At 40.7% G+C, this 24961-nt stretch carries 18 protein-coding genes, 2 tRNA genes and 3 rRNA genes; 11 read left to right on the top strand and 12 right to left on the bottom strand.

The window, feature by feature from the left end; genetic code table 11:
- Positions 1 to 91 precede the first annotated feature (91 nt).
- The 9 genes from AAFF35_RS28435 (at position 92) to AAFF35_RS28395 (ending at position 8228) form a co-directional block, all read left to right on the top strand.
- Positions 92 to 166, top strand: a tRNA-Ile gene (locus tag AAFF35_RS28435).
- A gap of 14 nt (positions 167 to 180) precedes the next feature.
- Positions 181 to 257, top strand: a tRNA-Ala gene (locus AAFF35_RS28430).
- Positions 258 to 471: 214 nt separating this feature from the next.
- A 23S ribosomal RNA gene (locus tag AAFF35_RS28425) occupies positions 472 to 3350 on the top strand.
- A gap of 97 nt (positions 3351 to 3447) precedes the next feature.
- Positions 3448 to 3559: ribosomal RNA gene (rrf, locus tag AAFF35_RS28420) — 5S ribosomal RNA — on the top strand.
- Between the two features lie 80 nt (positions 3560 to 3639).
- A 5S ribosomal RNA gene (gene rrf, locus AAFF35_RS28415) occupies positions 3640 to 3751 on the top strand.
- 186 nt (positions 3752 to 3937) lie between these two features.
- A complete protein-coding gene (gene nagA, locus AAFF35_RS28410) occupies positions 3938 to 5044 on the top strand; it encodes an N-acetylglucosamine-6-phosphate deacetylase (protein ID WP_342329830.1) in 1107 nt (368 codons plus the stop codon).
- A gap of 38 nt (positions 5045 to 5082) precedes the next feature.
- A complete protein-coding gene (pyrH, locus tag AAFF35_RS28405; RefSeq protein WP_073231857.1) occupies positions 5083 to 5790 on the top strand; it encodes a UMP kinase in 708 nt (235 codons plus the stop codon).
- A gap of 39 nt (positions 5791 to 5829) precedes the next feature.
- The gene (gene frr / locus AAFF35_RS28400; RefSeq protein WP_124582033.1) at positions 5830 to 6393 is read left to right on the top strand and encodes a ribosome recycling factor; all 564 of its coding nucleotides are present in this window, start codon (positions 5830 to 5832) and stop codon (positions 6391 to 6393) included.
- Between the two features lie 86 nt (positions 6394 to 6479).
- Complete coding sequence (locus AAFF35_RS28395; protein ID WP_342329829.1) at positions 6480 to 8228, top strand: ABC transporter ATP-binding protein; 1749 nt, start codon at positions 6480 to 6482, stop codon at positions 8226 to 8228.
- 310 nt (positions 8229 to 8538) lie between these two features.
- On the opposite strand, the gene AAFF35_RS28390 is transcribed toward AAFF35_RS28395, so the two are convergent.
- The 7 genes from AAFF35_RS28390 to AAFF35_RS28360 form a co-directional block, all read right to left on the bottom strand.
- A complete protein-coding gene (locus AAFF35_RS28390) occupies positions 8539 to 9813 on the bottom strand; it encodes an MFS transporter (protein ID WP_342329828.1) in 1275 nt (424 codons plus the stop codon).
- Positions 9814 to 9868: 55 nt separating this feature from the next.
- Positions 9869 to 10510 (bottom strand): alpha/beta hydrolase, encoded by a 642-nt coding sequence (locus AAFF35_RS28385; protein ID WP_342329827.1) that lies wholly within the window; start codon positions 10508 to 10510, stop codon positions 9869 to 9871.
- A gap of 40 nt (positions 10511 to 10550) precedes the next feature.
- Entirely contained in the window at positions 10551 to 11183 is a 633-nt protein-coding gene (locus AAFF35_RS28380) for a thiamine phosphate synthase (RefSeq protein ID WP_342329826.1), read from the bottom strand.
- Positions 11184 to 11188: 5 nt separating this feature from the next.
- Positions 11189 to 13636: a TonB-dependent receptor gene (locus tag AAFF35_RS28375; protein WP_342329825.1), complete on the bottom strand. Its 2448-nt coding sequence runs from the start codon at positions 13634 to 13636 to the stop codon at positions 11189 to 11191.
- Positions 13637 to 13877: 241 nt separating this feature from the next.
- On the bottom strand, positions 13878 to 14408 hold the full coding sequence (locus tag AAFF35_RS28370; RefSeq protein WP_342329824.1) for an ATP-binding protein: 531 nt from the start codon (positions 14406 to 14408) through the stop codon (positions 13878 to 13880).
- Complete coding sequence (pnuC, locus tag AAFF35_RS28365; RefSeq protein WP_342329823.1) at positions 14392 to 15009, bottom strand: nicotinamide riboside transporter PnuC; 618 nt, start codon at positions 15007 to 15009, stop codon at positions 14392 to 14394. The genes AAFF35_RS28370 and pnuC overlap by 17 nt, the downstream gene beginning before the upstream one ends.
- Positions 15010 to 15180: 171 nt before the next feature.
- Complete coding sequence (locus tag AAFF35_RS28360) at positions 15181 to 15705, bottom strand: hypothetical protein (RefSeq protein ID WP_342329822.1); 525 nt, start codon at positions 15703 to 15705, stop codon at positions 15181 to 15183.
- Between the two features lie 265 nt (positions 15706 to 15970).
- Between AAFF35_RS28360 and AAFF35_RS28355 the strand changes: the two genes are divergently transcribed.
- Entirely contained in the window at positions 15971 to 16288 is a 318-nt protein-coding gene (locus tag AAFF35_RS28355; RefSeq protein WP_342329821.1) for a carboxypeptidase-like regulatory domain-containing protein, read from the top strand.
- Positions 16289 to 16521: 233 nt separating this feature from the next.
- Positions 16522 to 19338, top strand: coding sequence for a carbamoyl-phosphate synthase large subunit (gene carB / locus AAFF35_RS28350; protein ID WP_342329820.1), 2817 nt, complete (start codon positions 16522 to 16524; stop codon positions 19336 to 19338).
- Between the two features lie 77 nt (positions 19339 to 19415).
- Here carB and AAFF35_RS28345 read toward each other — a convergent pair whose 3' ends face one another.
- The 5 genes from AAFF35_RS28345 to AAFF35_RS28325 all read right to left on the bottom strand — a co-directional run bounded on the left by AAFF35_RS28345 (position 19416) and on the right by AAFF35_RS28325 (position 24926).
- Positions 19416 to 20363, bottom strand: coding sequence for a DUF3137 domain-containing protein (locus AAFF35_RS28345; protein WP_342329819.1), 948 nt, complete (start codon positions 20361 to 20363; stop codon positions 19416 to 19418).
- A gap of 8 nt (positions 20364 to 20371) precedes the next feature.
- The gene (locus tag AAFF35_RS28340; protein ID WP_342329818.1) at positions 20372 to 20929 is read right to left on the bottom strand and encodes a LemA family protein; all 558 of its coding nucleotides are present in this window, start codon (positions 20927 to 20929) and stop codon (positions 20372 to 20374) included.
- A gap of 54 nt (positions 20930 to 20983) precedes the next feature.
- A complete protein-coding gene (locus AAFF35_RS28335) occupies positions 20984 to 21484 on the bottom strand; it encodes a DUF4920 domain-containing protein (RefSeq protein ID WP_342329817.1) in 501 nt (166 codons plus the stop codon).
- A gap of 399 nt (positions 21485 to 21883) precedes the next feature.
- The gene (radA, locus tag AAFF35_RS28330) at positions 21884 to 23260 is read right to left on the bottom strand and encodes a DNA repair protein RadA (RefSeq protein WP_342329816.1); all 1377 of its coding nucleotides are present in this window, start codon (positions 23258 to 23260) and stop codon (positions 21884 to 21886) included.
- Positions 23261 to 23375: 115 nt separating this feature from the next.
- Positions 23376 to 24926, bottom strand: a complete 1551-nt coding sequence (locus AAFF35_RS28325) for an Rne/Rng family ribonuclease (RefSeq protein WP_074613092.1) — start codon at positions 24924 to 24926, stop codon at positions 23376 to 23378.
- Positions 24927 to 24961 lie beyond the last annotated feature (35 nt).

Below are 24961 nucleotides of genomic sequence, written 5' to 3'. Positions count from 1 at the left end.
ATATAGTGTTCCATACTGAAGGAAGGTATTAACCAGAGGAAACAAGGAATGTGTGAGACACCTCAGACAATACCGGTTTCAAAAGGTAAATAGTCCCGTAGCTCAGTTTGGTTAGAGCACTACACTGATAATGTAGGGGTCAGCAGTTCAAATCTGCTCGGGACTACAGATATATTCTAAGGGGGATTAGCTCAGCTGGCTAGAGCGCCTGCCTTGCACGCAGGAGGTCAACGGTTCGACTCCGCTATTCTCCACCATTACCCATGCCTAATACAAAAGGCTGATAAATATGATTACGGATTGTGATCAGGGGAACTAAAGTTCTTTGACATATTGGAAGAAGTTAAAAAAGAAGAGCAAACAACAATAGAGACGTTGTTAGCTTGAAGGAAGGAATAAGCAATTATTCAATCCGTAGAGATAACAACAATCAAAAAAAGCATTTCCATAGGCGCAAAAGGCTATGGAGAGAAGAAAGTAAATAAGAGCACACAGGGGATGCCTTGGCTCTCAGAGGCGATGAAGGACGTGATAAGCTGCGATAAGCTTCGGGTATTAGCAAATATGAATTAATCCGGAGATTTCCGAATGGGGAAACCTGGCTAGTTGAAGACTAGTCGTACAATGTACGCAAACCTGCCGAACTGAAACATCTAAGTAAGCAGAGGAAGAGAAAATAATAATGATTTCCTAAGTAGTGGCGAGCGAAAGGGAAAGAGCCCAAACCACTTATGTTACGGCATATGTGGGGTTGTAGGACTACGATATGGTATTAATGAAATGAAGTGGAACAGGATGGGAAGCCTGGCAATATAGCGTGAGAGCCGCGTACACGTAAGTAACATTAGCCTAGTAGTATCCTGAGTACCGCGAGGTCGGAGACGCCTTGTGGGAATCTGCCGGCACCATCCGGTAAGGCTAAATACTCCTGAGAGACCGATAGTGAACCAGTACCGTGAGGGAAAGGTGAAAAGAACCCCGAACAGGGGAGTGAAATAGAACCTGAAACTGTGTGCTTACAAGCGGTCGGAGCGTCCAGGTGGCGTGACGGCGTGCCTTTTGCATAATGAGCCTACGAGTTACTCTTCTCTGGCAAGGTTAAGTGTTTAAGACACGCAGCCGAAGCGAAAGCGAGTCTGAATAGGGCGTATAGTCAGGGGAGGTAGACGCGAAACCTTGTGATCTACCCATGGACAGGTTGAAGGTGCGGTAACACGTACTGGAGGACCGAACCGATAAACGTTGAAAAGTTTCCGGATGATCTGTGGGTAGGGGTGAAAGGCTAATCAAACTGGGAAATAGCTCGTACTCCCCGAAATGTTTTTAGGAACAGCGTGGTGGTTAAGTTATATAGAGGTAGAGCTACTGATTGGGTGCGGGGGAGTCAAATCCTACCAAATCCAGACAAACTCCGAATGCTATATAATATACACTGCAGTGAGGCCCGGGGTGCTAAGGTCACGGGCCGAGAGGGAAAGAACCCAGACCATCAGCTAAGGTCCCCAAGTTATAGTTAAGTTGAACTAACGAGGTCCGATTGCATAGACAGCTAGGATGTTGGCTTGGAAGCAGCCATTCATTTAAAGAGTGCGTAACAGCTCACTAGTCGAGCGATCGGGCATGGATAATAAACGGGCATTAAACTATACACCGAAGCTATGGGTAATATTAATATTACGGTAGGGGAGCATTCCAGCGGCAGCGAAGTTATGACGTAAGTTGTGGTGGAGCTTCTGGAAAAGCAAATGTAGGCATAAGTAACGATAAGGCGGGAGAGAAACCCGCCCACCGAAAGGATAAGGTTTCCTGATCAACGCTAATCGGATCAGGGTTAGTCGGGGCCTAAGGAGAACCCGAAGGGGATATTCGATGGACAACTGGTTAATATTCCAGTACTTTTTATAACTGCGATGTGGGGACGGAGTAGTGACACTGCCGCGATCTGACGGAATAGATCGTTAAAGGGCGTAGGTATTAGGACTGTAGGTAAATCCGCAGACTTAGCTGAAACCCGATAGTACTGCAAACCTTCGGGGGCGTAGATAGCGCAGGTAATCAGACTTCCAAGAAAAACCGCTAAGCTTCAGGTTATAAAAACCCGTACCGCAAACCGACACAGGTATCCGGGAAGAGAATTCTAAGGTGCTCGAGTGAATCATGGCTAAGGAACTCGGCAAAATGGCCCTGTAACTTCGGGAGAAGGGGCGCTGGTAGCAATATCAGCCGCAGTGAAAAGGCCCAGGCGACTGTTTAACAAAAACACATGGCTTTGCAAAATCGAAAGATGAAGTATAAGGCCTGACACCTGCCCGGTGCTGGAAGGTTAAGAGGGGATGTCATCCGCAAGGAGAAGCATTGAATCGAAGCCCCAGTAAACGGCGGCCGTAACTATAACGGTCCTAAGGTAGCGAAATTCCTTGTCGGGTAAGTTCCGACCTGCACGAATGGTGTAACGATCTGGGCGCTGTCTCAGCCATGAGCTCGGTGAAATTGTGGTCCCGGTGAAGACGCCGGGTACCCGCAACGGGACGGAAAGACCCCATGCACCTTCACTACAATTTAACATTGACATTGGATACAAGATGTGTAGGATAGGTGGGAGACTATGAAGTGGCATCGCTAGGTGTTGTGGAGTCAACGTTGAAATACCACCCTTTTTGTATTCGGTGTCTAACCCCTCTCTGGGGGGGACATTGTTTGATGGGTAGTTTGACTGGGGTGGTCGCCTCCAAAAAGGTAACGGAGGCTTTCAAAGGTAAGCTCAATACGCTTGGTAACCGTATGAGGAGTGCAATAGCATAAGCTTGCTTGACTGTGAGGCAGACAAGCCGAGCAGGGTCGAAAGACGGATATAGTGATCCGGTGGTTCTGCATGGAAGGGCCATCGCTCAAAGGATAAAAGGTACGCTGGGGATAACAGGCTGATCTCCCCCAAGAGCTCATATCGACGGGGAGGTTTGGCACCTCGATGTCGGCTCGTCACATCCTGGGGCTGGAGAAGGTCCCAAGGGTTCGGCTGTTCGCCGATTAAAGTGGCACGCGAGCTGGGTTCAGAACGTCGCGAGACAGTTCGGTCCCTATCTGTTGTGGGCGTAGGAATTTTGAGTGGGGCTGACCTTAGTACGAGAGGACCGGGTTGGACTAACCTCTAGTGAATCTGTTGTTCCGCCAGGGGCATTGCAGAGTAGCTACGTTGGGAATAGATAAGCGCTGAAAGCATCTAAGTGCGAAACTAGCCACGAGATGAGAATTCCATATAGGACCGTAGCAGACTACTACGTTGATAGGTTACAGATGTAAAGGTGGTGACATCAAAGTCGAGTAATACTAATAATCCGAAGCTTTCAAGAGCAATAAACTGTTGTTTGTTCTTCCTAACTTAACTTCTTTCAATAATATGTCATTGTTTGACCGCACCAATAAGGAGCAAGAAAACAATAAAAATATTTAGGTGCCTATATCGGTGGTGTCTACCTCTTCCCATTCCGAACAGAGAAGTCAAGCCCACCAGAGCCGATGGTACTGCGGTAACACGTGGGAGAGTAGGTCGGTGCCAAATCTTAAAGAAAGCCTGTAGTGAAAACTACAGGCTTTTCTTTTCACACAACAAAGAACTCTAATAAAAGAAATTAAAAATATTTAGGTGCCTATATCGGTGGTGTCTACCTCTTCCCATTCCGAACAGAGAAGTCAAGCCCACCAGAGCCGATGGTACTGCGGTAACACGTGGGAGAGTAGGTCGGTGCCAAATCTTAAAAGAAAGCCTGTAGGAAACTGCAGGCTTTTCTTGTTTATAAGTGTTTTTGCTTGCCACTTGGGAATAGACGTCTGAATTCTGTTTTACAAAGATTTCAAAATTACCATCGCTTTTATAATAATAATTATCAACGGCTTTCATCGTACGATCTTATATTTGAGGACCCTAATAATTTAGCTTATGATTGCAATTACAAATGGCCGGTTTTTTTATGAAGATCTCCTCCTTATCGACAAAACCATTTTTATTGAAGATGGAAAGATAAGCCGAATCACAGATGAAGAAATTCCTGCAGGATATCAAATTATAGATGCTGCCGGGGATTATATCACCCCTGCTTTTATAGACCTCCAGATTTATGGAAGCGGAGCTGCACTTTTTTCGGCCTATCCTACAGCAGAAACATTAAAACAGATGGATGAAGATCTGTTGTCTAAAGGTACAACCGGATTTTTAGCCTGCGTGGCGACAAATAGCCCTGAAATAGTCTATCAGTGTCTGGATGCAGCAAAAGCTTACCGTAAGGAAGCTAAAGGCTTTCTGGGCCTACATTTGGAGGGGCCATATATTAATGCTAAACGAAAAGGAGCGCATGTAGCTGCGTATATTTATAAAGCCTCGCTCGAAGAGGTGAAACGTTTGCTGGAGTATGCCGATGGGACGGTAAAAATGATGACGATAGCAGCAGAGCTTCAGGATGAAGAGGTAATCCGTTATTTATTAGACCAGGGGATTATATTGTCACTCGGACATAGTGATGCCGATTTTACAGAGGCGACGGCCGCTTATGATGGCGGATTTAAAACAACAACTCATTTGTTCAATGCAATGCCTTCTATTCATCACAGGGCGCCTAATTTACCCGTAGCCGTATTTAGTCATCCGACAGCCATGGCAAGCATCATAGCCGATGGAACACATGTCAATTTTGAAATGGTAAAAATGACTTATAAAGTGATGAAAGATCGCTTGTTTTTAATTACTGATGCAGTGACGGAATGTAACATTGGTCCATATCAGCATCAGCTAAAAGGAAATAAATTTGTTACCCCGGACGGAACACTCTCCGGTTCTAATATTACGCTGTTACAGGCGGTTCAGAACTGTGTTCAGCATTGCGATATCAGCTTGTCACAGGCTTTAAGGCTTGCCTCAGAAAATCCGGCAAGGTTGATGGGATTGTCAGATAAAAAGGGCACTTTAAATGTCGGTAGTGATGCTGATCTGCTGTTTTTATCCCCGGAACTAAAGCTGAATAAAGTTTTTGTAAAGGGTTTACACATTTGAGCCCTGATTAATTAAAACAAATAGTTATTTTTGGAGTCATGAAGTATAAACGGATCCTGCTAAAATTAAGTGGCGAATCGCTAATGGGCGAGAAACAATATGGTATTGATAATGAGCGCGTAAGGCAATATGCTGAAGACATTAAAGCTGTACATAGCGAAGGCCTTGAAATAGCAATAGTTATTGGAGGTGGTAATATTTTTAGAGGCTTGAGTGCTGAGAAGTCTGGCATGGACCGTGCACAAGCTGATTATATGGGAATGTTGGCTACAGTAATCAACAGCATGGCATTGCAGGATGCACTGGAGAAAGTGGGCTTGAAAACCCGTTTATTGACAGCCATTAAAATGGAACAGATCTGTGAACCATTTATTCGCAGAAGAGCAGTGCGTCACCTGGAAAAAGGCCGTGTGGTTATTTTTGGTGCCGGTACTGGAAACCCGTATTTCACGACTGATTCTGCTGCCGCTTTAAGGGCAATTGAAATTAAAGCAGATGTAGTATTGAAAGGTACCCGCGTGGATGGAATTTATACGGCTGATCCCGAAAAAGATCCAACAGCAACAAAATACAACAAAATTTCTTTCAAAGAAGTTTACGATAAAGGATTAAACGTAATGGATATGACAGCCTTCACTTTATGTGAGGAAAATGAGCTTCCTATCATCGTTTTTGATATGAACAAAACGGGTAATTTCATGAAAATTGCTAAAGGGGAAGAGATTGGTACCCTTGTTAAAGGCTGATTCTAATAAATTTTATATTTTTGGTTAAATTTTACAAACATGAATGACCTCATAAAGAAACAATTACAAGATGCTCAGGCAAACATGGACAAAGCAATTGACCATTGTGAAGCTGAATTGACAAAAATCCGCGCAGGAAAAGCTTCTGCCGGGATGTTAGATGGCATCTTTGTAGATTATTATGGTAGTGCTACTGCTTTATCTCAGGTAGCAAGTATCAATACACCAGATGCACGTACTTTACTCGTTCAGCCTTGGGAAAAAAACATGTTGGTGCCTATAGAACGCGCAATCATGGAAGCTAATATCGGAATCAATCCACAGAACGATGGAATTGTGATCCGTTTGGTAGTTCCTCCTTTGACAGAAGAACGTAGAAAGGAGCTGGTTAAAAGAGTAAAAGAGGAAGCAGAACGTGGTAAAATAACTGTTCGTAACATCCGTAAAGATGCCAACGAAAAGATTAAAAAATTAAAAGGCGAAAGCGTTTCCGACGATGAGATCAAAACCGGAGAAGCAGAAGTTCAGAAAATAACAGATGCCTATATCATCAAGGTAGATAAGCATGCAGAGGCAAAAGAAAAAGATGTAATGACGGTTTAAGGCCTGATTTATAATTTACTTGTAATTTAAAGGGAATGAGCGTAATGCTTCATTCCCTTTATTTATTTTTGGCTAGATTTAATTAAATGAAATTACTACTTCAATATCTGCAACAACATAAATGGGTTGTTGCATTAGCACTATTACTAGCAGCTATAAACATTGGTTTTTCCTTATTAGACCCCTACATTACCGGAAGGATCGTGGATGAGTTTATACAAAAGAAAGATATATTAGATAGAAGTGCATTCGTTTGGGGTGTACTAGGACTGATCGGTCTTAGCGTTGGTGCAGCCATGGTTTCCCGAATTGCCAAAAACTTTCAGGATTATTTTACAAGTATTATTGTTCAAAAGGTTGGAGCGAAGATGTATGCTGATGGATTAAAACATTCGCTGGAATTGCCTTATCAGGTCTTTGAAGATCAAAGAAGCGGAGAGACCCTTGGTATTTTGCAAAAAGTACGCTTAGATTCGGAGAAATTTATCACCTCTTTTATCAGTATTCTTTTTGTAAGCTTGATTGGGATGGTTTTTGTAATTGTTTATTCGGTTACAGTGAGTTATAAGGTTACTCTGGTCTATTTTTCCGCCATTCCGATTATCAGTTTTGTGAGCTGGTATCTGAGCAAAAAGATAAAAACAATTCAAAAGACCATTGTTGCAGAAACAACAGCATTGGCAGGTTCTACGACAGAATCGTTAAGAAATATAGAGTTGGTGAAAAGTTTGGGCCTCGCCAATCAGGAAATTGAAAGGTTAAATAAAACCACATATAAAATTTTAGGACTGGAGTTAAGAAAGGTAAAGTATGTGAGAAGCATGAGTTTTGTGCAGGGAACAACGGTTAATTTTGTTAGGAGTACCATGGTCGTGGTTTTATTAATCTTAATTTTTGAGAATACGATCTCCGCAGGTCAGTACTTCTCTTTTCTGTTTTATTCTTTCTTCCTTTTCGGTCCTTTACAGGAATTGGGCAATGTCATCTTATCCTGGCGCGAGGCAGAAGTCTCTTTGGGTAATTTTAAAAAGATCCTAAGTACGCCTATTGATCAGAAACCGTTGAATCCGATAGGGCTGGATAAAATTACCAAACTGGCATTTGCTGATGTAAACTTCAGGCACCTAACCGGTAGGCATAACGCTTTAAATGACATTAACTTTCACACGCATAATGGCGAAACTATTGCTTTTGTCGGGCCCTCGGGTTCTGGCAAAACGACCCTGGTTAAACTGTTGGTCGGTCTTTATCAGCCAATGGAAGGAGATGTGTTGTATAATGACATTTCAAGTAAAGACATTGACCTGGACCTGCTTCGGGAAAAGATCGGCTTTGTGACTCAGGATACGCAATTGTTTTCAGGAACGATCAGAGAGAACTTACAGTTTGTAAGGCCTGATGCAACAGATGACGAGTGTTTAAGGGTAATGAAACAGGCGGCATGTAATAACCTATTGGCAAGGGCAGATAAAGGGCTGGATACCGTAATTGGAGAAGGTGGTGTAAAAGTCTCAGGAGGAGAAAAGCAAAGGCTCTCTATTGCAAGGGCATTGCTCCGGAGACCGGATATTCTTGTCTTTGATGAGGCAACTTCTTCTCTCGATTCTTTGACTGAAGAAGACATTACAGCCACTATTCGTGATATTTCGGTACAGACGAACCACATCACTATATTAATCGCACACAGGCTTTCTACGATTCGTCATGCCGATCGCATTTATGTGCTAGAGAAAGGACATATCATCGAACAAGGAAAACATGAAGATCTATTGGCTGAAAATGGCCTATACTATGCCATGTGGAGACAGCAGGTAGGAGAACGTAAAGATAATTAAAGCTCTCAGTCGGGGAAGGGATAAGAAAAAAGCGATGAAGGGGATGATTGTTAATTTGAGCTTATCTCTGTTGATGCAGTCTTGCTATTCACATACCAAAAAGATAGAGCAAATACCGGCAGCTAGAATAGTTGAGGCAGCGAACCCCTTTGATCTTGCAGATTTAACTTTTAAAGACGACATCAATGACCTTTTAAAACTGAACGGGGTGTCGTTTTCCTGATTCAAATGAGCCGAACAGATATTAAGGATGACCTTTATACGGGGCTTACTGTCTTGAATAAAAAAGATGTGCAAGCTGGCGACTTGATCAGGTTTGTTGGTCGTTGATTTCCTGTAAGGTTAGCTTCATTAAGCCTTTTGTTTTGAGGTAGGTAATCCCTGCAACGAGAATAGTCATACTTCCACCAAAAACAACGGCAGGTACTGTTCTCATCAGCTTTGCTGTAAGTCCGGATTCAAAGGCACCAATCTCGTTAGAAGAGCCGATAAACATGCTGTTTACTGCAGATACTCTACCCCGCATTTCATCAGGTGTGAGTAATTGCATAATGGTGGAACGAATGATGACACTGATGCTGTCAAAAGCCCCTTCCATAAAAAGGAATAGTAAGGTCAGGTAGAAATTTTTAGAAAGACCATAACAGATAATGCTTGTTCCAAATCCTGTAACAGCGATGAGTAAATTTCTCCAGGGCTTGTTCATTGGAGAGAAGCGGGTCATGGCCAACATCGTAATTACCGCTCCACTGGAAGCGGCTGCACGCATAAAGCCAAGGCCCTCAGAGCCAACTTTTAAGATATCATTGGCAAATACAGGAAGTAAAGCTACCGCCCCCCCAAAAAATACGGAGAAGAGGTCCAGGCTCATGGCACCTAGCATCATTTTATTTTTAAAGACAAAATGGACGCCTTCGGTCAGACTTTTTACAATACTTTCCTTGGGAATATAAGTTGGTGGATGAGGCTTTAAGAAGAAGATACAAACCAATGCAATAGCAATAAAAGCAAGAATTACAGAATAGGTCGCTGTAATTCCATAAAATCCATAAATCAGTCCTCCTGTAGCCGGACCAAGAATAGAGGCTGCCTGCCAGCTTGAACTATTCCATGTACTGGAATTAGGGTATAGTTTTTTAGGAACAATCTGTGCCATTAAAGAGAAGGTTGCCGGACTAAAAAAGCCTCTGGCAATACCAATTCCAAAAACCATCAGATACATGATAGGAACAATATAACTGACTGGAACATAGGCGTGCATCCGGTTAGTGGTGATCACCAACATAATGAGTGAACAAAGAAATACGCCGGCAAATACTTTCAGCAACAACCCTCTTTTTTCAGATTTGTCGGCCACGTATCCTCCATATAGAGCAATAGAGATTGCGGGAATGGCTTCGCAAAGCCCAACTAAACCTAATGCTAAAGGATCTTTGGTTAAATGATAGATATGAAAGCCGATGATGACCGCCTGCATTTGATAAGCAAACGTAAAAAAGAAGCGCATTCCAAGGTAAGACCGGAATTCCGGATATCGGAGGGCAGCGTAAGGATCGGGTTTTTCTATGATACCGGGACTATCCAAGAGAAAATTGTTTTGAACAAATGTAGGTTTTAGGAGCTCAATTCTGAAATGTAAATCAGATGTTTTCCATAATTATTTTGCTTAGTTCTGTAGATTTATTGACGACCATAAAATGTCCTCCTCCCTGAACTTTTATACAGCTTTTAATTGAAGAAATCGGAAATATGCGGTCGGCGGTTCCATGAATATGAGTGATGTTTTTTTGAGGATTGATATTTTTCCAGGTCATCAGCCGATTTATGGCCCAAAGCATGAACCTATTGTCCGTTTCTTTAATGATCTGATGTAAAAGTTTGGATTCAGATTTGGATGTTGTACTAAAATAATAGTCCGCTGTAAGTGCGTTACTCCATTTTAAAATTTTAGCAGGAAATAACCGATAAACTTGACTGAATGATACCATAGACAGTTGCCAGCTAAACTCATTTGGAGATTTGATACTGGAAATGAGTATTACTTTTTTACAAGCTTTGATTTTTGCAATTTCCTGGGCAATGATCCCTCCGAATGAAATTCCTACAAGAATAATATCCTGTGTTAAATCAATTTGGGCGGTTAAGCGGTTTGCATAGGAAGCTAAAGATTCCTGGTCTTCAGGATGAATCCATTTGATGTAGATCTTTTCGATTCCGGGTAAATCCAGGAACTGGAAAACCCTTTCATCAGCACCTAATCCACTTATAAAATATGCTTTCATGTTTATCGGATGGAATCGGTACTGATGAAAAGATTAGTTTTTATTTGAGTTGGTCGTAAAAATCCAGATAAGCTTCCCTCATATCTTCTGCCTGATTAATTGAGGCTGACACAGCGATTCCAAAGATACCCGTTGTCATTAAAGGGGCTACATCGCTCAAGGTAATACCTCCTACTGCCAGTACAGGTAAGTCAATTGCCTTTTCTTTGAGCACCTTCATGGCGGTTTGATATCCTTCTATACCAAGAAGAGGGGCATTGTTCGGTTTTGTATTAGTGGTGTAAAAAGGGCCGAATCCGGCATAATCTGCACCTTCTTCAGCAAGCCTGATCAATCCTTCCAATGTATTCGAAGAGCCACCAATGGTAATTGCTTCTCCCAATTGCTCACGGAGTTTCACAAAGTTGGCATCCATATCTTCGATATGAAATCCTTGAATATCGGCTTTGCCATTCAAATGAATATGATCTGTAACGATCAGGGTAGCACCCCAATCGTCGCAGATTTCAGCAATTGCATTGATATCTTCCAGAAGCTCTTCGTCATTTTTAGTCAAACAACGGTATTGCACCCATTTTGCACCTGCTCCACAGGCAATCTGAACCTGTTCAATATGGCTATGTTGATGGATGTCGTGTGTTATAAAATGGAGTTTTTCGATGAACTTCTTCATATATGTTAAAATTTCAAATTTAGCGAAAGTAAAAAATTAGTTCCGGCCTGTGTGAAATAAAAATTTTGTTGGGTTACCTCTCCTTTATATGCATAGCTATAGGTATATCCATTGCTTTCATATTTCTTGTTCAGAATATTGTTGACTAAGAGTCCAAGATTGATGTTTTTAATTCCTTTTATCTTGAAATCATAACCAAGTCTGGCATTGTTTACCCAGTAGGCTTTTAGCATCTTACTTTCATTTTGTGTATTGTCCATGTACTGTTTACTGATGTATTTACTTTGAAGCGCAGCAGCGAAACCTTTAAATGGTTTATAGACCAGTTCTCCCGAGACTACAGCTGCTGGAGAAAAAGAGATGTCAGGATTGGAATAGTTGGTAACAATGATATTGGTACTTTCGTCTTCTTCAGTATTTGCCACGTAATCCACATAGTTTTTGATTTTATTTCTACTGAAAGCGGCATTTGCATTTACCGCAAATTTTGAGCTGATCACATATGATCCATCAAGCTCAATTCCGATTCGGTAGCTCTTGTCTACGTTCTGGCGATAAGCATCAGCATATTCATTGACTTCTCCTGTAAAGATGAGTTGATCTTTATAGAACATTCCATAGACATTTACACCTACATTCAGTGTCCCGTCATTAAAACGATAGCCTGCTTCTACGTTATTTAATCTTTCTGGTTTTGGTGAAGGAATGCCCTTTTTTAGATTGGTAAAATCATCACGGTTAGGTTCTTTATTGGCTACGCTGAATGAGGTGTAAATATTACTTTGTTGATTCAGAAAATAGGTTGCACCAACTTTGGGATTAAAGAAATTGTAGTCGTTACTGAAATTAATTGGCTCCACATTTTTATCCAGGCCACTAATGTCGTAAGTCACTCTTCTATATTGCAGATCGGCAAAAAGGCTCAGCTGATCAATAGGGCTATAGTTTACTTTAATGTAGGTATTGAAGTCATTTTTATTTCCTTTTCCATCATAATAATGATCGGTATTACTTAATCCAATTGGGAACTTAGACCAGATCACTTGTCCAAAATGTTTACCTCTATATTGATTATAAGCTCCACCAAGAGTAAAGTTTAAGTCAGATTGAGCTTGATAATTGAAGGCATAAGTTAGTCCGTAAAAATTATTATCTAACCAACGGCGACGAACAAGGTCTGTCCGGTCTTTTAATTCACCGTCAACAATAATACCGGGCAGTTTGTATTTGTTATACTTGTCTCTTAATTTGAATTCTTCAAAATATCCCTTTCCATCGGTATAATGCAATGCCCCATTAAATGAAAATTGTTCATTAAATTGTTTGGCATAGATGGCCTGGTAGTGATTCTGCGTATAATTGTCCGTCTGATCTTTGTAGGTAAAAGGATTATATGTCCTGTTTCCTGAATTGAGCAGATGCTCCAGTTCTTCCGGTTTAAGGCCCTCGTTCGCTGCATAATCTTTCATTCCCTGCACATCTCCTTTTAATCTTGATTCGGGAATACCGCTCCATGCCTGGTAGGTTTTTTCTGTTCCGGAGAAAACATTCAACCTTAGCAGTTCATTTTTGCCGTGGTAGGCTCCGGAAAGGAAATAAGATTTCAAGGTTGAGGCTGCTCTGTCAATATATCCGTCAGATTTCACTCGTGATAGTCGTCCGTCGAAGCTCCATTTGTTGTCAATCAAGCCTGTTCCTACTTTGAAAGTGTTTTTAAGTGTATTGAAAGAACCGAATGTATTATTGAGTTCTGCATAAGCCTTTTCCGAAGGAGCTAAGGTCTGGATGTTTAAACTTCCGCCAAAAGCACCAGCGCCATTGGTTGAGGTACCAACACCACGCTGGATCTGTACGTTTTCTATGGAAGAGGCGAAATCTGGCATGTTTACCCAAAAAATGCCTTGACTTTCACTATCGTTATAAGGAATACCATTAATGGTCACATTGATCCTGCTGGCATCACTTCCCCTGATTCGTATTCCCGTATAACCCACACCGGCACCGGCATCTGAAGTGACAACCACTCCTGGGGTATTGTTTAAAATGAAAGGTAGGTCCTGTCCGAAATTATTCTGCTGAATCTCCTCCTTACTTAAGTTCTTATAAGTCGTTGCAGATTTTTCATTGGCACGGGTAGCCCTTACAATTACCTCATCCGCTAGAAATGCGGATGGACTTAAGCTGAAATTCAAGACCTGATCGGAATTCAGTTTGAGATTTTTTTCGACAGTTTGATAGCCAATAAAGCTAACTAATAATGTATAATTGCCTGCTTTAAGATTTGTAAGTTGATATTTTCCTTGTGAATCTGTAGTCGTTCCGGAGGATTTCTCTTTGAGGCGTATAGATGCCCCGGGTAATGCCTGATTTGATTTTTCGGATACCAATCCGGAAATACTGAACTGTGCCTTTGCTAAAACAGGCAACAGTAACATAGCTAATGCTATGGTCATTAATCTTTTCAATTTTTTGATTTTTAGTTAAACCACTGTAAGTAAGGGGCACTTACAGCCCAGTTAAACTCCATAACTCCAATCCCTCCGCCGGCATTATCCGGATCAGGTGCATATATCTGTTTGCAGATATATTGGGTATGCTCTCAGCCTGTTTTTGTGTTTTTTACAAAACAAGGCACCCCTTTTTGATGGTGTAAAGGTATTGATAAAAATTGAATAGCAAGGAACGCAGCTTAGATTATGGCTTGTTGAGGAAGGATTCCACTGCTGAAATGGCATTATTTAATCGTTCTTCCTGTCCGTTGATCACTATGTAGTTTGCAGTTAAGTTTTTTAGTTCCTGATGCCATACTTGCATAAAGTGTTCTCTTTTATGTGGAAAATCACGCAATGGATCTTCCTGCCATGGAAGGTCGATGTCCATGAGTAAGTATAAATCGTAGGTGTAGTTAGGCAATGCATCCAGTACAACCTGTGGTGTTTCTCCAAAGACTTCTTCGCTCCAGATTTTTACCGTGATAAAGGTAGTGTCGCAAAAGATCAGGTCTTTTTCTGCGATGGCTAAGATAGATTCTTCCAGTGCTACTTGTCCATGATACATGTTGATTTCGTCCTGCAAGCTGCAGGGTTCAGTTAATGCAGCACAGTAATACCTTGCATACTCAGGTACCCAAAGTGTTTTGTAATGTTTAGCCAGTTGCTGTGTAATCGTCGATTTTCCTGTGCTTTCAGGGCCAACAATGGCAATTTTCTTAATTTGTTTGTTCACGGTAGGTTTTCCTCCAGTCTAAATAACCTTTGATGGCTATGGCCACCAGGAATGCATAGAAAACAGCACTTAAATTTAGATTTTTATAAATATATAATGGGATATAACAAAGGTCTACAATGATCCAAAGGATCCAGTTTTGAAGAATTTTTCTGGTCAGCATTAGTTGTGCTACAAAACTAAGCGCAGTACAAAAACCATCTTCATAAGGAACGTTCGTATCGGTATACTGATCAAGATAGATGCCCAAAACTACCGATAAGACTACAACAGATCCGGAAGCAATCCACCAGCCTTTTGCTGATAAGTTGGTAATGGGCTTATCATCACTTTGTTTATTATTGATCCAAAAGTACCAGCCATAGAAAGCACTGCAAAGGAAATAAAACTGTAAGGCCATGTCGCCATACATTTTTGCATCATAAAATACCCAGGCGTAAGCAATAACACTAATGATAGAGATTGGCCAGCTGAGTACATTTTCCTTTGTGGCCAGATAAATGCAAATGAATCCGGAAATGACGCCAAGCCACTCCTGCCACGAAGTGTGCTTAAACTGGTCGACAATCAACTGAAAAAAGGAAGATTCAAGAAGTAACATGAGCCAAAAGTAGTTATCCTAAAATTATTTGCAACATAAACATTTGTGAAGGGGCATTAACTGGTTAAAGAAAGCGGTATAAAAAATCCGGCAGGGAAATGATTCCTGCCGGATAATAAACCAAACAAACTATTTATGAAGATTACCCTCTTAAAAGAGGATTTTTTTATACTATTTTGCTGTTTTTGGAGAAGTGCTGAAGCTTAATGATACCCTGACACTTACATCTGTAGCGGTATTGTCTCTCAGCACATATTCCATTCTTATGCGCAGGCTGGTACCTTTAACATAGTTATCTAGAAAACGTGAATTATCAATGTCTAGTACTAATCCGGAGCCAATGTTTTCCTGAACGTCGCTTCTTGACGCTACCATGACCTCAGCTCCTTTGTCATTCGTCACAAACAATTTAACGGATTTGAACATCCCTAAACTCTTGTTCGAAGGATTACTCGCATCAAGTTTAGCAGAAGCAATTCTGATTTCTTTTACATAATCTGTTCCGTTTTGATTTCCAAAGACCTGGTCAAAGCTCGTTGCTGCTGAGTTCGCAGAAATGACGGTATTACTTTTCGAAGATGCTGGAATGACTACTATTGCAGTATAAGGAAACGTTGATTTAATTAGAGATTGCACCGTAGCACAACCTGCTAGTAAGATTACTAAGGCAATTAAAGCCGGAAATATTTTTTTCATTTGCGTGTGTGTTGCTTTCATTTGTTATATTGTGTGTTATTTTAAAAGCGGGATAATGAAGCTTATAACGGTACAGAATCTGCAAATGTTGTTCCAATTTGTGAATAGTCTGTATTTTCTATTTATTTTGACATGAAGGAGTAAAACTAAATTAGAGTCAGCTTTTAAAAAAAAGCAAACGATTTTTAAAACATATCAGGTCGCTGTTTGTATTAGTGGGTGGAAACAATTAATAAGCAGTAAGGTTAAACTAAAATTGATCAGGATGAAAAAGGCAAGTTTAAATTTCATAGCAGTATTAGGGCTCTCATTAGGTTTATTAGCATTTACCTCCATTAGAGAGGGCGGAATCCAGGGAAAAGTTACTCCCGCCGAGGGTGCATCTCAGGTATTGGCGGTTGTCGGTACTGATACATTAAGGGCTGCTATAACAAATGGAAGCTTTGTATTTAGCAAGGTTAAACCAGGGACTTATACCGTTTTGGTAAAGGCAAATGCACCCTATAAAGATACTTCGGTAGAGAACGTTGCAGTTACAGATAGTGCTACTACAGATGTTGGAGAGATCAAATTACTTCAATAGATTGATGATGATAAATAAAAGGGCTGTCGGTTAATTCTGATAGCCCTTTTTTATTTGAACGTTTTTTTAAAAAACACCTCATTTTTAATGTTCAAAAACGTAACTTTGCATCCCGACAGAAGAGTCGGGAATTTCCATACTTACCAGCACAGAAAATCTCAAGACTATTCTGGTCTTTTAGAACGCATTTTTTACCAATTTCACTTATATAACTTTAGACTTTTTAAAGCCTTATGCCTAAAGACACCTCCATACGCTCAGTATTAATTATCGGATCGGGACCTATTATCATTGGTCAAGCTTGTGAATTTGATTATTCAGGATCTCAAGCTGCCTTATCTTTAAAGGAAGAGGGGATTGAAGTTTCAATCATCAACTCTAATCCTGCAACCATCATGACCGACAAGGTGATTGGGGATCATGTTTACCTGTGGCCTTTAACGGTAGACTCCATTGAGCAGATTTTAATAGAACGTAAAATCGATGCAGTTTTGCCTACTATGGGCGGACAAACCGCTTTGAATCTTTGTAAAGAAGCAGAAGAACGCGGTGTCTGGGAAAAATACGGAGTAAGGGTAATCGGGGTAGACGTTGCCGCGATTGAGAAAACCGAAAACAGAGAAGCCTTCCGTCAGTTGATGATTGACATAGGTGTAGGTGTAGCGCCATCCAGAATTGCTAATTCCTTCTTAGAAGGTAAAGAAGCTGCTCAGGAAATTGGTTATCCATTGGTTATCCGTCCTTCTTATACATTGGGAGGTTCAGGTGGAGGTTTCGTGCATAAAAAAGAAGAATTTGACCACGCATTACAGCGTGGACTGGAAGCTTCTCCAACGCATGAAGTATTGGTAGAAAAAGCCGTATTGGGATGGAAAGAATACGAATTGGAATTGTTGAGAGATAGCAATGACAACGTAATTATTATCTGCTCAATTGAAAATTTTGATCCAATGGGAATCCATACCGGGGATTCCATTACCGTAGCGCCGGCAATGACCTTATCGGACCGTTGCTACCAGGATATGCGTAATCAGGCCATTAAAATGATGCGCGCCATTGGTAACTTTGCAGGAGGATGTAACGTCCAGTTCTCTGTAAACCCTGACAATGATGATATTATCGCTATCGAGATCAATCCAAGGGTGTCACGCTCTTCGGCACTGGCAAGTAAAGCAACAGGATATCCTATCGCTAAGATTGCTTCTAAGTTAGCCATCGGTTATAACTTGGATGAGATCGAAAATCAAATTACAAAAACAACCTCTGCTTACTTCGAACCTACTTTAGATTATGTAATCGTAAAAGTACCACGCTGGAACTTTGATAAATTCAAGGGTGCCAATATGGAACTTGGATTGCAGATGAAATCTGTAGGTGAAGTGATGTCTATTGGTCGCAGTTTCATAGAAGCATTGCAGAAAGCCTGTCAGAGTTTAGAAATTGGTAGAGCCGGACTGGGTGCAGATGGTAAACATAACAGAAGCATTGAAGAGATCATGCACGGATTGGAGCATCCAAGTTGGAATCGTTTGTTCTTAATCAAAGATGCAATGAGCATGGGTGTGCCTCTGGAGTCTATCCGTAAGGTAACCAAAATTGATAAATGGTTCCTGGCACAGATTCAGGAGCTGGTACATCTGGAAACAGAATTGAAAAGATATTCTTTGAACAATGTTCCTAAGGATTTCTTCTTCACACTAAAACAAAAAGGATTCTCGGATATCCAGATTGCTTACTTGTTGGGCAATGTAACAGAGGATGAGGTTTACGAACGCAGAAAGTCATTAGGCATCAAACGTGTTTATAAAATGGTAGATACTTGTGCTGCTGAATTTGCTGCACAGACCCCATATTACTACTCTACATTTGAAGAAGAGAACGAATCGACTCCATCTGATAGAAAAAAGGTGATCGTACTGGGCTCAGGACCTAACCGTATCGGACAAGGAATTGAGTTTGATTACTCTTGTGTACATGGTTTGCTGGCTGCGAAAGAAAGCGGTTATGAAGCGATCATGATCAACTGTAATCCTGAGACGGTATCTACCGATTTCAATATGGCTGACAAGTTATACTTTGAGCCGGTATTCTGGGAGCATGTTCGTGAGATCATCGAGCTGGAAAAACCAGAAGGTGTAATCGTTCAGTTGGGTGGACAGACTGCTTTGAAAATGGCAGAGAAACTTCATGAAAATGGCATTAAGATTATCGGTACTTCGTACAACGATATGGATGTTGCCGAAGACAGGGGACGTTTCTCAGACCTTCTTAAAGAGTTAGAAATTCCATATCCAAAATATGGTGTTGCAGAAAATGCAGAAGAGGCAATAGTTGTTGCTCATGAAGTTGGATATCCGGTATTGGTAAGACCAAGTTATGTACTGGGTGGACAAGGGATGAGTATCGTAATCAATGATGAAGACCTGGAGAAAGCAGTAGTTAAGCTATTGGGTGATCTTCCGGGAAATCGTGTGCTGATCGATCATTTCTTAGATAGAGCAGAAGAAACAGAATCTGATTCTATCTGTGATGGAGAAGATGTACATATCATCGGGTTAATGGAACACATTGAGCCTGCAGGTATCCATTCCGGAGATTCAAGTGCAGTATTGCCTCCATTCAGTTTATCTGAAAAGGTAATGAACGACATGGAAGCCTACTCTAAGAAAATCGCAAAAGCATTAAATGTAATTGGATTACTGAATATACAATTCGCTGTAAAAGACGAAAAGGTTTATGTGATCGAAGCGAATCCAAGAGCTTCCAGGACAGTTCCTTTCATTGCTAAGGCTTATGATGTTCCTTACATTAATATTGCCGCTAAGGTGATGCTAGGTGCAAATAAACTGAAAGATTTTACGATTGTGAGAAAGCTGGAAGGTTATGCGATTAAAGAGCCTGTGTTCTCCTTTGATAAATTCCCTGAAGTAGCGAAGGAATTAGGTCCGGAGATGAAATCTACAGGAGAGGCCATCAGGTTTATTAAGAATCTGGAAGATCCTTACTTCAGAAAATTATATAAAGACAAGTCGATGTATCTATCGAAATAAAATAAAAAAGTCCCGAAAGGGACTTTTTTATTTTAAATGAATTTTGTTGTTATAATCTCCTGGATTGGAAGAGTATCTTAGTTTTTCCCCCAAATGCGGGTATTCAAATCAAGCTCTTTAACAATGCCATACATGAACTGAATAAGTTCGATATCCTTTTGAAGAAGGTTCTTGTCGAGTAAACTCTTGGAAATGGGAGGTTCGAAGTAGTTTTCGTTTAGTGGAAAGGCAATGAATACAAGACTGCCTGTGAACGACAAGCTAATGGTCTCTTTTGAGCGCTTGTTTAGTTCAGAAATCCGTTCCATCAATGAAGGAGTTAAAATATAGCGGGCCTCTACCTGATCATTCGAATAAGTAATAAATGTCTTATCGAAGTCTGTGTTTTCCAGTTTAACTACCTCTGCGGAAGCAAATATGGGAAGAGTCATTGAAATCCAGGCGCCAAATGCAGCGCTAAAATCCTTAGGTCTGACCATGGTTGTTCCTTTGAAATTTTTGTTAAAATCAGCACAGAACACCACGCCCTTTAAAATATCGTGCCAATCTACGCGCTGGCCATTCTTAGTTTGAGAAACTGTTTTGTATTCTGCATGTACTTCTGAGAAACTGAATTTCGTTTTTCCGGCGAAGCCGTATACCTGATCTTCGCTCTGATATCGGTCTGGTGCTTTGGCAAAAAGTCTGGAGGAAATAAAAGCTTCCACAGATAAAGCTTGAGCACTATCGATCTTAAGACTTTCATCTATGGTCTTCAAGGCATAGGCTACCAGGGAATGCTTATAGGAGTATCGGTATTGTGTTTCTTTTGGACCAGCTTTGCTGAGCATCACAAATCCGTAAATGAGTATTGCAATACCGGGAACTATGGCCGGAATAAGGACTCCGAAAGCAATGCCAGTAACGACGACCAGAGTGCCTATTCCAACGATGGAATAATTTTTGATTTTTATGTTATAAACTTCCTTACGTAAAGCTTCCAGTTCAGTTAAAATTTGCTGTCTGGCATCACCATCTTCAATCACGGATATCACTAATTATTGAAGAGCTCTTTGGCGCTGATGTTCTTCCGTTCTTCTTCTGTATTGGCCAGAACAGCAATCTGTTGGTAGTTTAACATTCCTGCGATAATACTCCCTGGAAACATCATAATTGCGTTGTTATAGTCTGTAACCGATGCATTATAAGCCCTTCTGGAAGCGGCAATCTGCTCCTCGCTTTCCGTCCAGGTGCTTTGTAGGTTTAAAAAGCTCTGATTTGCTTTTAAGTCCGGATAGCTTTCTACATTAACCATGAGCCCTCTGACTGCTGAACTCAGCTGCCTGTCGATATCGAGTTTTTCTTCATTGCTGATATTGGGTGTAAAGGCACGGCTTCTAAGTTCTACGACCTTTGTCAATACGCGCTCTTCATGTTGCATGTACTGTTTTACCGTTTCAATTAAGTTTGGTAATAAATCAAAACGCTTTTTTAACATCACATCTATAGCAGAAAAAGCATTGTTGACCTGGTTTTTCTTTGCAATCAAAGAATTGTAGAAGGAGATTGCCATTAGGGCAAGAACGACAAGTATGACAGCGCCTATGATCATGTTTTTGTTTTTTAAGAAGATTAGATAGTCCCTGTATATAGGTGTCCTGTAAGCTTAGTTTAGGATAAGTACTCCTTTGGCTTCAAATGCCAGTTCTTTTTTAGGCTCAGTAATTTTTGCTACCTCTTCTGCGGATTTATGTGCATCCTCAGCATAGTGTCTTAGGGTTTCCACTGAGATGGTTTGTTTTTTTGCAATACCATCAAGGGCTACTTTTTTCCCTACAATATCCATCGGCATGAAAAATGCATAATCTTTAAAAGTAATGCGGATTGATTCTCCTGAAGGCGTTTTTAAAGTCATCCAACAACCCTTTTTTTTGCAGACATCAACAACCTCTCCGGTAATTTTCATTTCGGCCGTTTTTTTGTCGCCCATTGCAGATTCCATTTTTTCTATAGGGAGCAGATTACCGGCGGCAACCCCTTGTCCAAATGATTTATTATTAACTGCGGGTGTTTCCTGCGCCAGCGCACAAATTGATAGCGCACAAAAGAAGATGCTTAGAAGCGTTTTTTTTATCATGATATTTTTATTTTCACATTTATTTAACATTCCTCATTGGGCTTTTCTGGTCTAACTACCCGGGCAGCTCATCTCGTTCGTCCTTAAAAAAGAGTAACCATGTGAGGTTCTTGTATTTATAAATGTAAAAATATCTAAAATATATTCAGGAAAGGAAAAAAGATTATAAATAAAAAAATCCTCGTTATCTGACGATAACGAGGATAATCATCCCTATTGTTTGTTAATTCATAAATGATTAACACCAAGTATATGGCAACTAATAGGCCAAGTTTATAAAACACCACTCGTGTTTCGTAACTACCTAATATTCAGACGTATTTAAAAATTGTTAATTTTACATGAAAAAATAGTGTGGGGAAAAAAATACTCAATATGTGGAAACAGATCATTTGTTTCCACATATTTCCCGTTTTTGGCACACTTTAATTATCCAAATAATAACGAGAAAACGTCTTCTATTTTGCTCACTGGGCTGAGTTCAATCTTATAACGTTCGGTAATCAGACCTTTCATATTATAATTTGAAATGAAAATTCTTTCAAAGCCGAGTTTTTCTGCTTCTGAGATGCGTTGTTCAATTCTATTTACTGCTCTTATTTCTCCGGAAAGTCCGACCTCGGCAGCAAAACATATTTTAGAGGAAATAAATATATCTTCATGAGAAGAGATGATGGCGACTAAAATCGCCAGGTCAATAGCAGGATCCTCGACTTTAATCCCACCTGCAATATTTAAGAACACATCTCTGGTACTTAACCTGAAGCCACACCTTTTTTCAAGTACGGCGAGGAGCATATTCATTCTTTTTGTATCGAACCCATTAGCTGAACGTTGCGGCGTTCCGTATGCGGCAGTGCTGACCAAGGCTTGTGTCTCTATTAACATTGGTCTTGCGCCTTCTAATGTGGCTGATATGGCAATTCCACTCAATTCTTCATCACGCTGTGAAAGCAGTATTTCTGAAGGGTTGGAAACCTGTCTTAATCCGCTGCTGTGCATGGCGTATATTCCAAGCTCGGCTGCAGCGCCAAATCTATTTTTTATGGAACGTAGAATCCGGTATACATGATGTCTGTCTCCTTCAAATTGTAATACGGTATCCACCATATGTTCCAAAATTTTCGGCCCGGCGATGGTCCCATCCTTGGTGATATGGCCAATTAGAAATACTGGTGTATCGGTTTCTTTGGCAAACCTCAACAGTTCTGCTGTGCATTCTCTTACCTGTGATACGCTTCCGGGGGTAGAATCAATATGAGCTGAATGAAGGGTCTGTATGGAATCGACGATTAGTAAGTCGGGTTCCAGTTCTTCTATCTGTTTAAATATATTTTGTGTGGAGGTTTCGGTGAGGATATAGCAGTCGGCTGTAGGAGCAGAAGTGATGCGTTCTGCTCTCATTTTTATCTGTTGTTCACTCTCTTCACCAGAAATATAAAGGATTTTTTTTCCTGATATGTTTAAAGCTAACTGGAGCATTAAGGTTGACTTCCCGATTCCAGGTTCTCCTCCGATAAGGATGACAGATCCTGCAACCAGGCCGCCACCCAGCACTCTGTCGAGTTCCTGATCGCCGGTTAGAATCCTTTCCTCAGTTATGGACGGGATGTTACCTACTTTATTTGGTTTGTTTACACGCGTGGTTCCTGTGGAGGTTTTCCAGGCCGGAACTTTGGATCCAGCCTTTTCTGTTATTTCTTCTACAAAGGTATTCCAGGAGTTGCATGAAGGGCATTTACCGAGCCATTTAGCCGATTCATATCCGCAACTCTGGCAAAAATACGCTGATTTAGTTTTAGCCAATTGACAGAGATTTTAGTGAGTTACGAATTTAGGCTTAATTCTATAAAAACAGCGCTAAAATAAAACAGGCCTGATCCGATAGGAGCAGGCCTGTTAAAAGAAATTTAAACCGTGATTATAATTTGATCTCTTCGTCTTTAGAAGAAATAAAATGAAATTCTGTTAGGTTATACGATGGAACAGCTTTGATTTTGATTCTTTGACCGAATTTAAAGAACCACTTCCATTGTAAAGATATGAACCCTTTTTTGATGTAAGCCTCAATATAAGGGTGTACACAAAGTGTAATATTTTTTTCGTTTTGCTCCTGCAAAATATAGTTCAGATTGTTTTCGATATCATCCATCAAAACAATGCTGGCCTTAATTTCACCCGTACCATCACAGGTTGGGCATTTTTCACTGGTGACAATGTTCATCTCCGGTCTGACACGCTGACGGGTGATTTGAACAAGGCCAAACTTACTTGGAGGAAGAATGGTATGCTTGGCACGGTCCAAGAGCATTAATTCCTTTAGGTAGTCGAATAACATTTTACGGTTAACAGGTTTGTGCATATCGATAAAATCGATCACTACAATCCCTCCCATATCACGTAGACGCAGTTGTCTTGCAATTTCTTTTGCGGCTTCTTTATTTACCTGAAGCGCATTTTCTTCCTGATTTTCTTTGCTTGCAGTTCTGTTTCCGCTATTTACGTCAACAACATGCAAAGCTTCCGTATGCTCTACCACGAGGTAAGCACCACCGGCCAGGTTTACGGTTTTTCCAAAAGCATTTTTAATTTGCTTCTCTATACCGAAGTGTTCAAAGATGGGTTCTTTGTGCTTATAGATCTTGACGATCTTTTCCATCTCCGGAGAGATTTCATGTACATAAGAACGGATGTCTTCAAACAGGTTACTGTCGTTCACATAAACATTAGTGAAGTCAGTACTTAAAATATCACGGATCAGCGTGGAAGTGCGATCCATCTCTCCCCAAACACGCTTTGAAGGCTCTGCATCGGGTAACTTTTTAATAAAGTTTTCCCATTTAGCAACAGAGTCTAAAAGGTCTTTTTGAAGTTCGGCTACACCCTTGCCTTCAGAAACCGTTCTAATGATGACACCAAAGTTCTTAGGCTTGATACTTTCGATAATCTTTTTTAAACGATTACGTTCGGTATTGCTTTTAATTTTTTTGGAAATCGAAATGACATTAGAGAAGGGAACCAGTACAATATAGCGTCCTGCTATAGATAGGTCAGAACTTAAGCGTGGTCCCTTTGTTGAAATTGGTTCTTTGGCGATTTGAACTGGCAGCACAAGATTCTTGCTGACCACTTCGGAGATCTTCCCGGCTTTGTTAATATCTCCTTCTAGCTTGAAATTATCTAATAAAGTTCCGCTAACAGAGCCGTTACGCTTGATTTTAGTAAGCTTTATCAAAGATTGTACTTGTGGACCAAGGTCGAAATAATGCAAAAAAGCATCTTTTTCGTAACCCACATCAACGAACGCAGCATTTAGGCCGGGCATAATTTTCTTTATGCGGCCTAAATAAATATCGCCTACGGCGTAATTGTTATTGATGTGTTCCTTATGAAGTTCTACAAGTTGTTTGTCTTCAACTAAAGCTATGGTTACTCCCGAGGGAGATGAATCTATAATTAGTTCCTTTACCAAAAGCTACAGATTTTAAGGCTTTTAAGCCTTATTAA

This window comes from Pedobacter sp. FW305-3-2-15-E-R2A2 (assembly GCF_038446955.1).
Lineage (GTDB): Bacteria > Bacteroidota > Bacteroidia > Sphingobacteriales > Sphingobacteriaceae > Pedobacter.
The sequence above is the reverse complement of the archived record's forward strand: the minus strand, read 5'-3'. Positions and strand labels throughout refer to the sequence as shown.

Bases quoted from the DNA above. Each gene is read 5' to 3' on its own strand.
- nagA (WP_342329830.1), top strand. From the start codon at position 3,938: ATGATTGCAATTACAAATGGCCGGTTTTTTTATGAAGATCTCCTCCTT.
- pyrH (WP_073231857.1), top strand. From the start codon at position 5,083: ATGAAGTATAAACGGATCCTGCTAAAATTAAGTGGCGAATCGCTAATG.
- frr (WP_124582033.1), top strand. From the start codon at position 5,830: ATGAATGACCTCATAAAGAAACAATTACAAGATGCTCAGGCAAACATG.
- AAFF35_RS28395 (WP_342329829.1), top strand. From the start codon at position 6,480: ATGAAATTACTACTTCAATATCTGCAACAACATAAATGGGTTGTTGCA.
- AAFF35_RS28385 (WP_342329827.1), bottom strand. From the start codon at position 10,510: ATGAAAGCATATTTTATAAGTGGATTAGGTGCTGATGAAAGGGTTTTC.
- AAFF35_RS28380 (WP_342329826.1), bottom strand. From the start codon at position 11,183: ATGAAGAAGTTCATCGAAAAACTCCATTTTATAACACACGACATCCAT.
- AAFF35_RS28375 (WP_342329825.1), bottom strand. From the start codon at position 13,636: ATGACCATAGCATTAGCTATGTTACTGTTGCCTGTTTTAGCAAAGGCA.
- pnuC (WP_342329823.1), bottom strand. From the start codon at position 15,009: ATGTTACTTCTTGAATCTTCCTTTTTTCAGTTGATTGTCGACCAGTTT.
- AAFF35_RS28360 (WP_342329822.1), bottom strand. From the start codon at position 15,705: ATGAAAAAAATATTTCCGGCTTTAATTGCCTTAGTAATCTTACTAGCA.
- AAFF35_RS28355 (WP_342329821.1), top strand. From the start codon at position 15,971: ATGAAAAAGGCAAGTTTAAATTTCATAGCAGTATTAGGGCTCTCATTA.
- carB (WP_342329820.1), top strand. From the start codon at position 16,522: ATGCCTAAAGACACCTCCATACGCTCAGTATTAATTATCGGATCGGGA.
- AAFF35_RS28340 (WP_342329818.1), bottom strand. From the start codon at position 20,929: ATGATCATAGGCGCTGTCATACTTGTCGTTCTTGCCCTAATGGCAATC.
- AAFF35_RS28335 (WP_342329817.1), bottom strand. From the start codon at position 21,484: ATGTTAAATAAATGTGAAAATAAAAATATCATGATAAAAAAAACGCTT.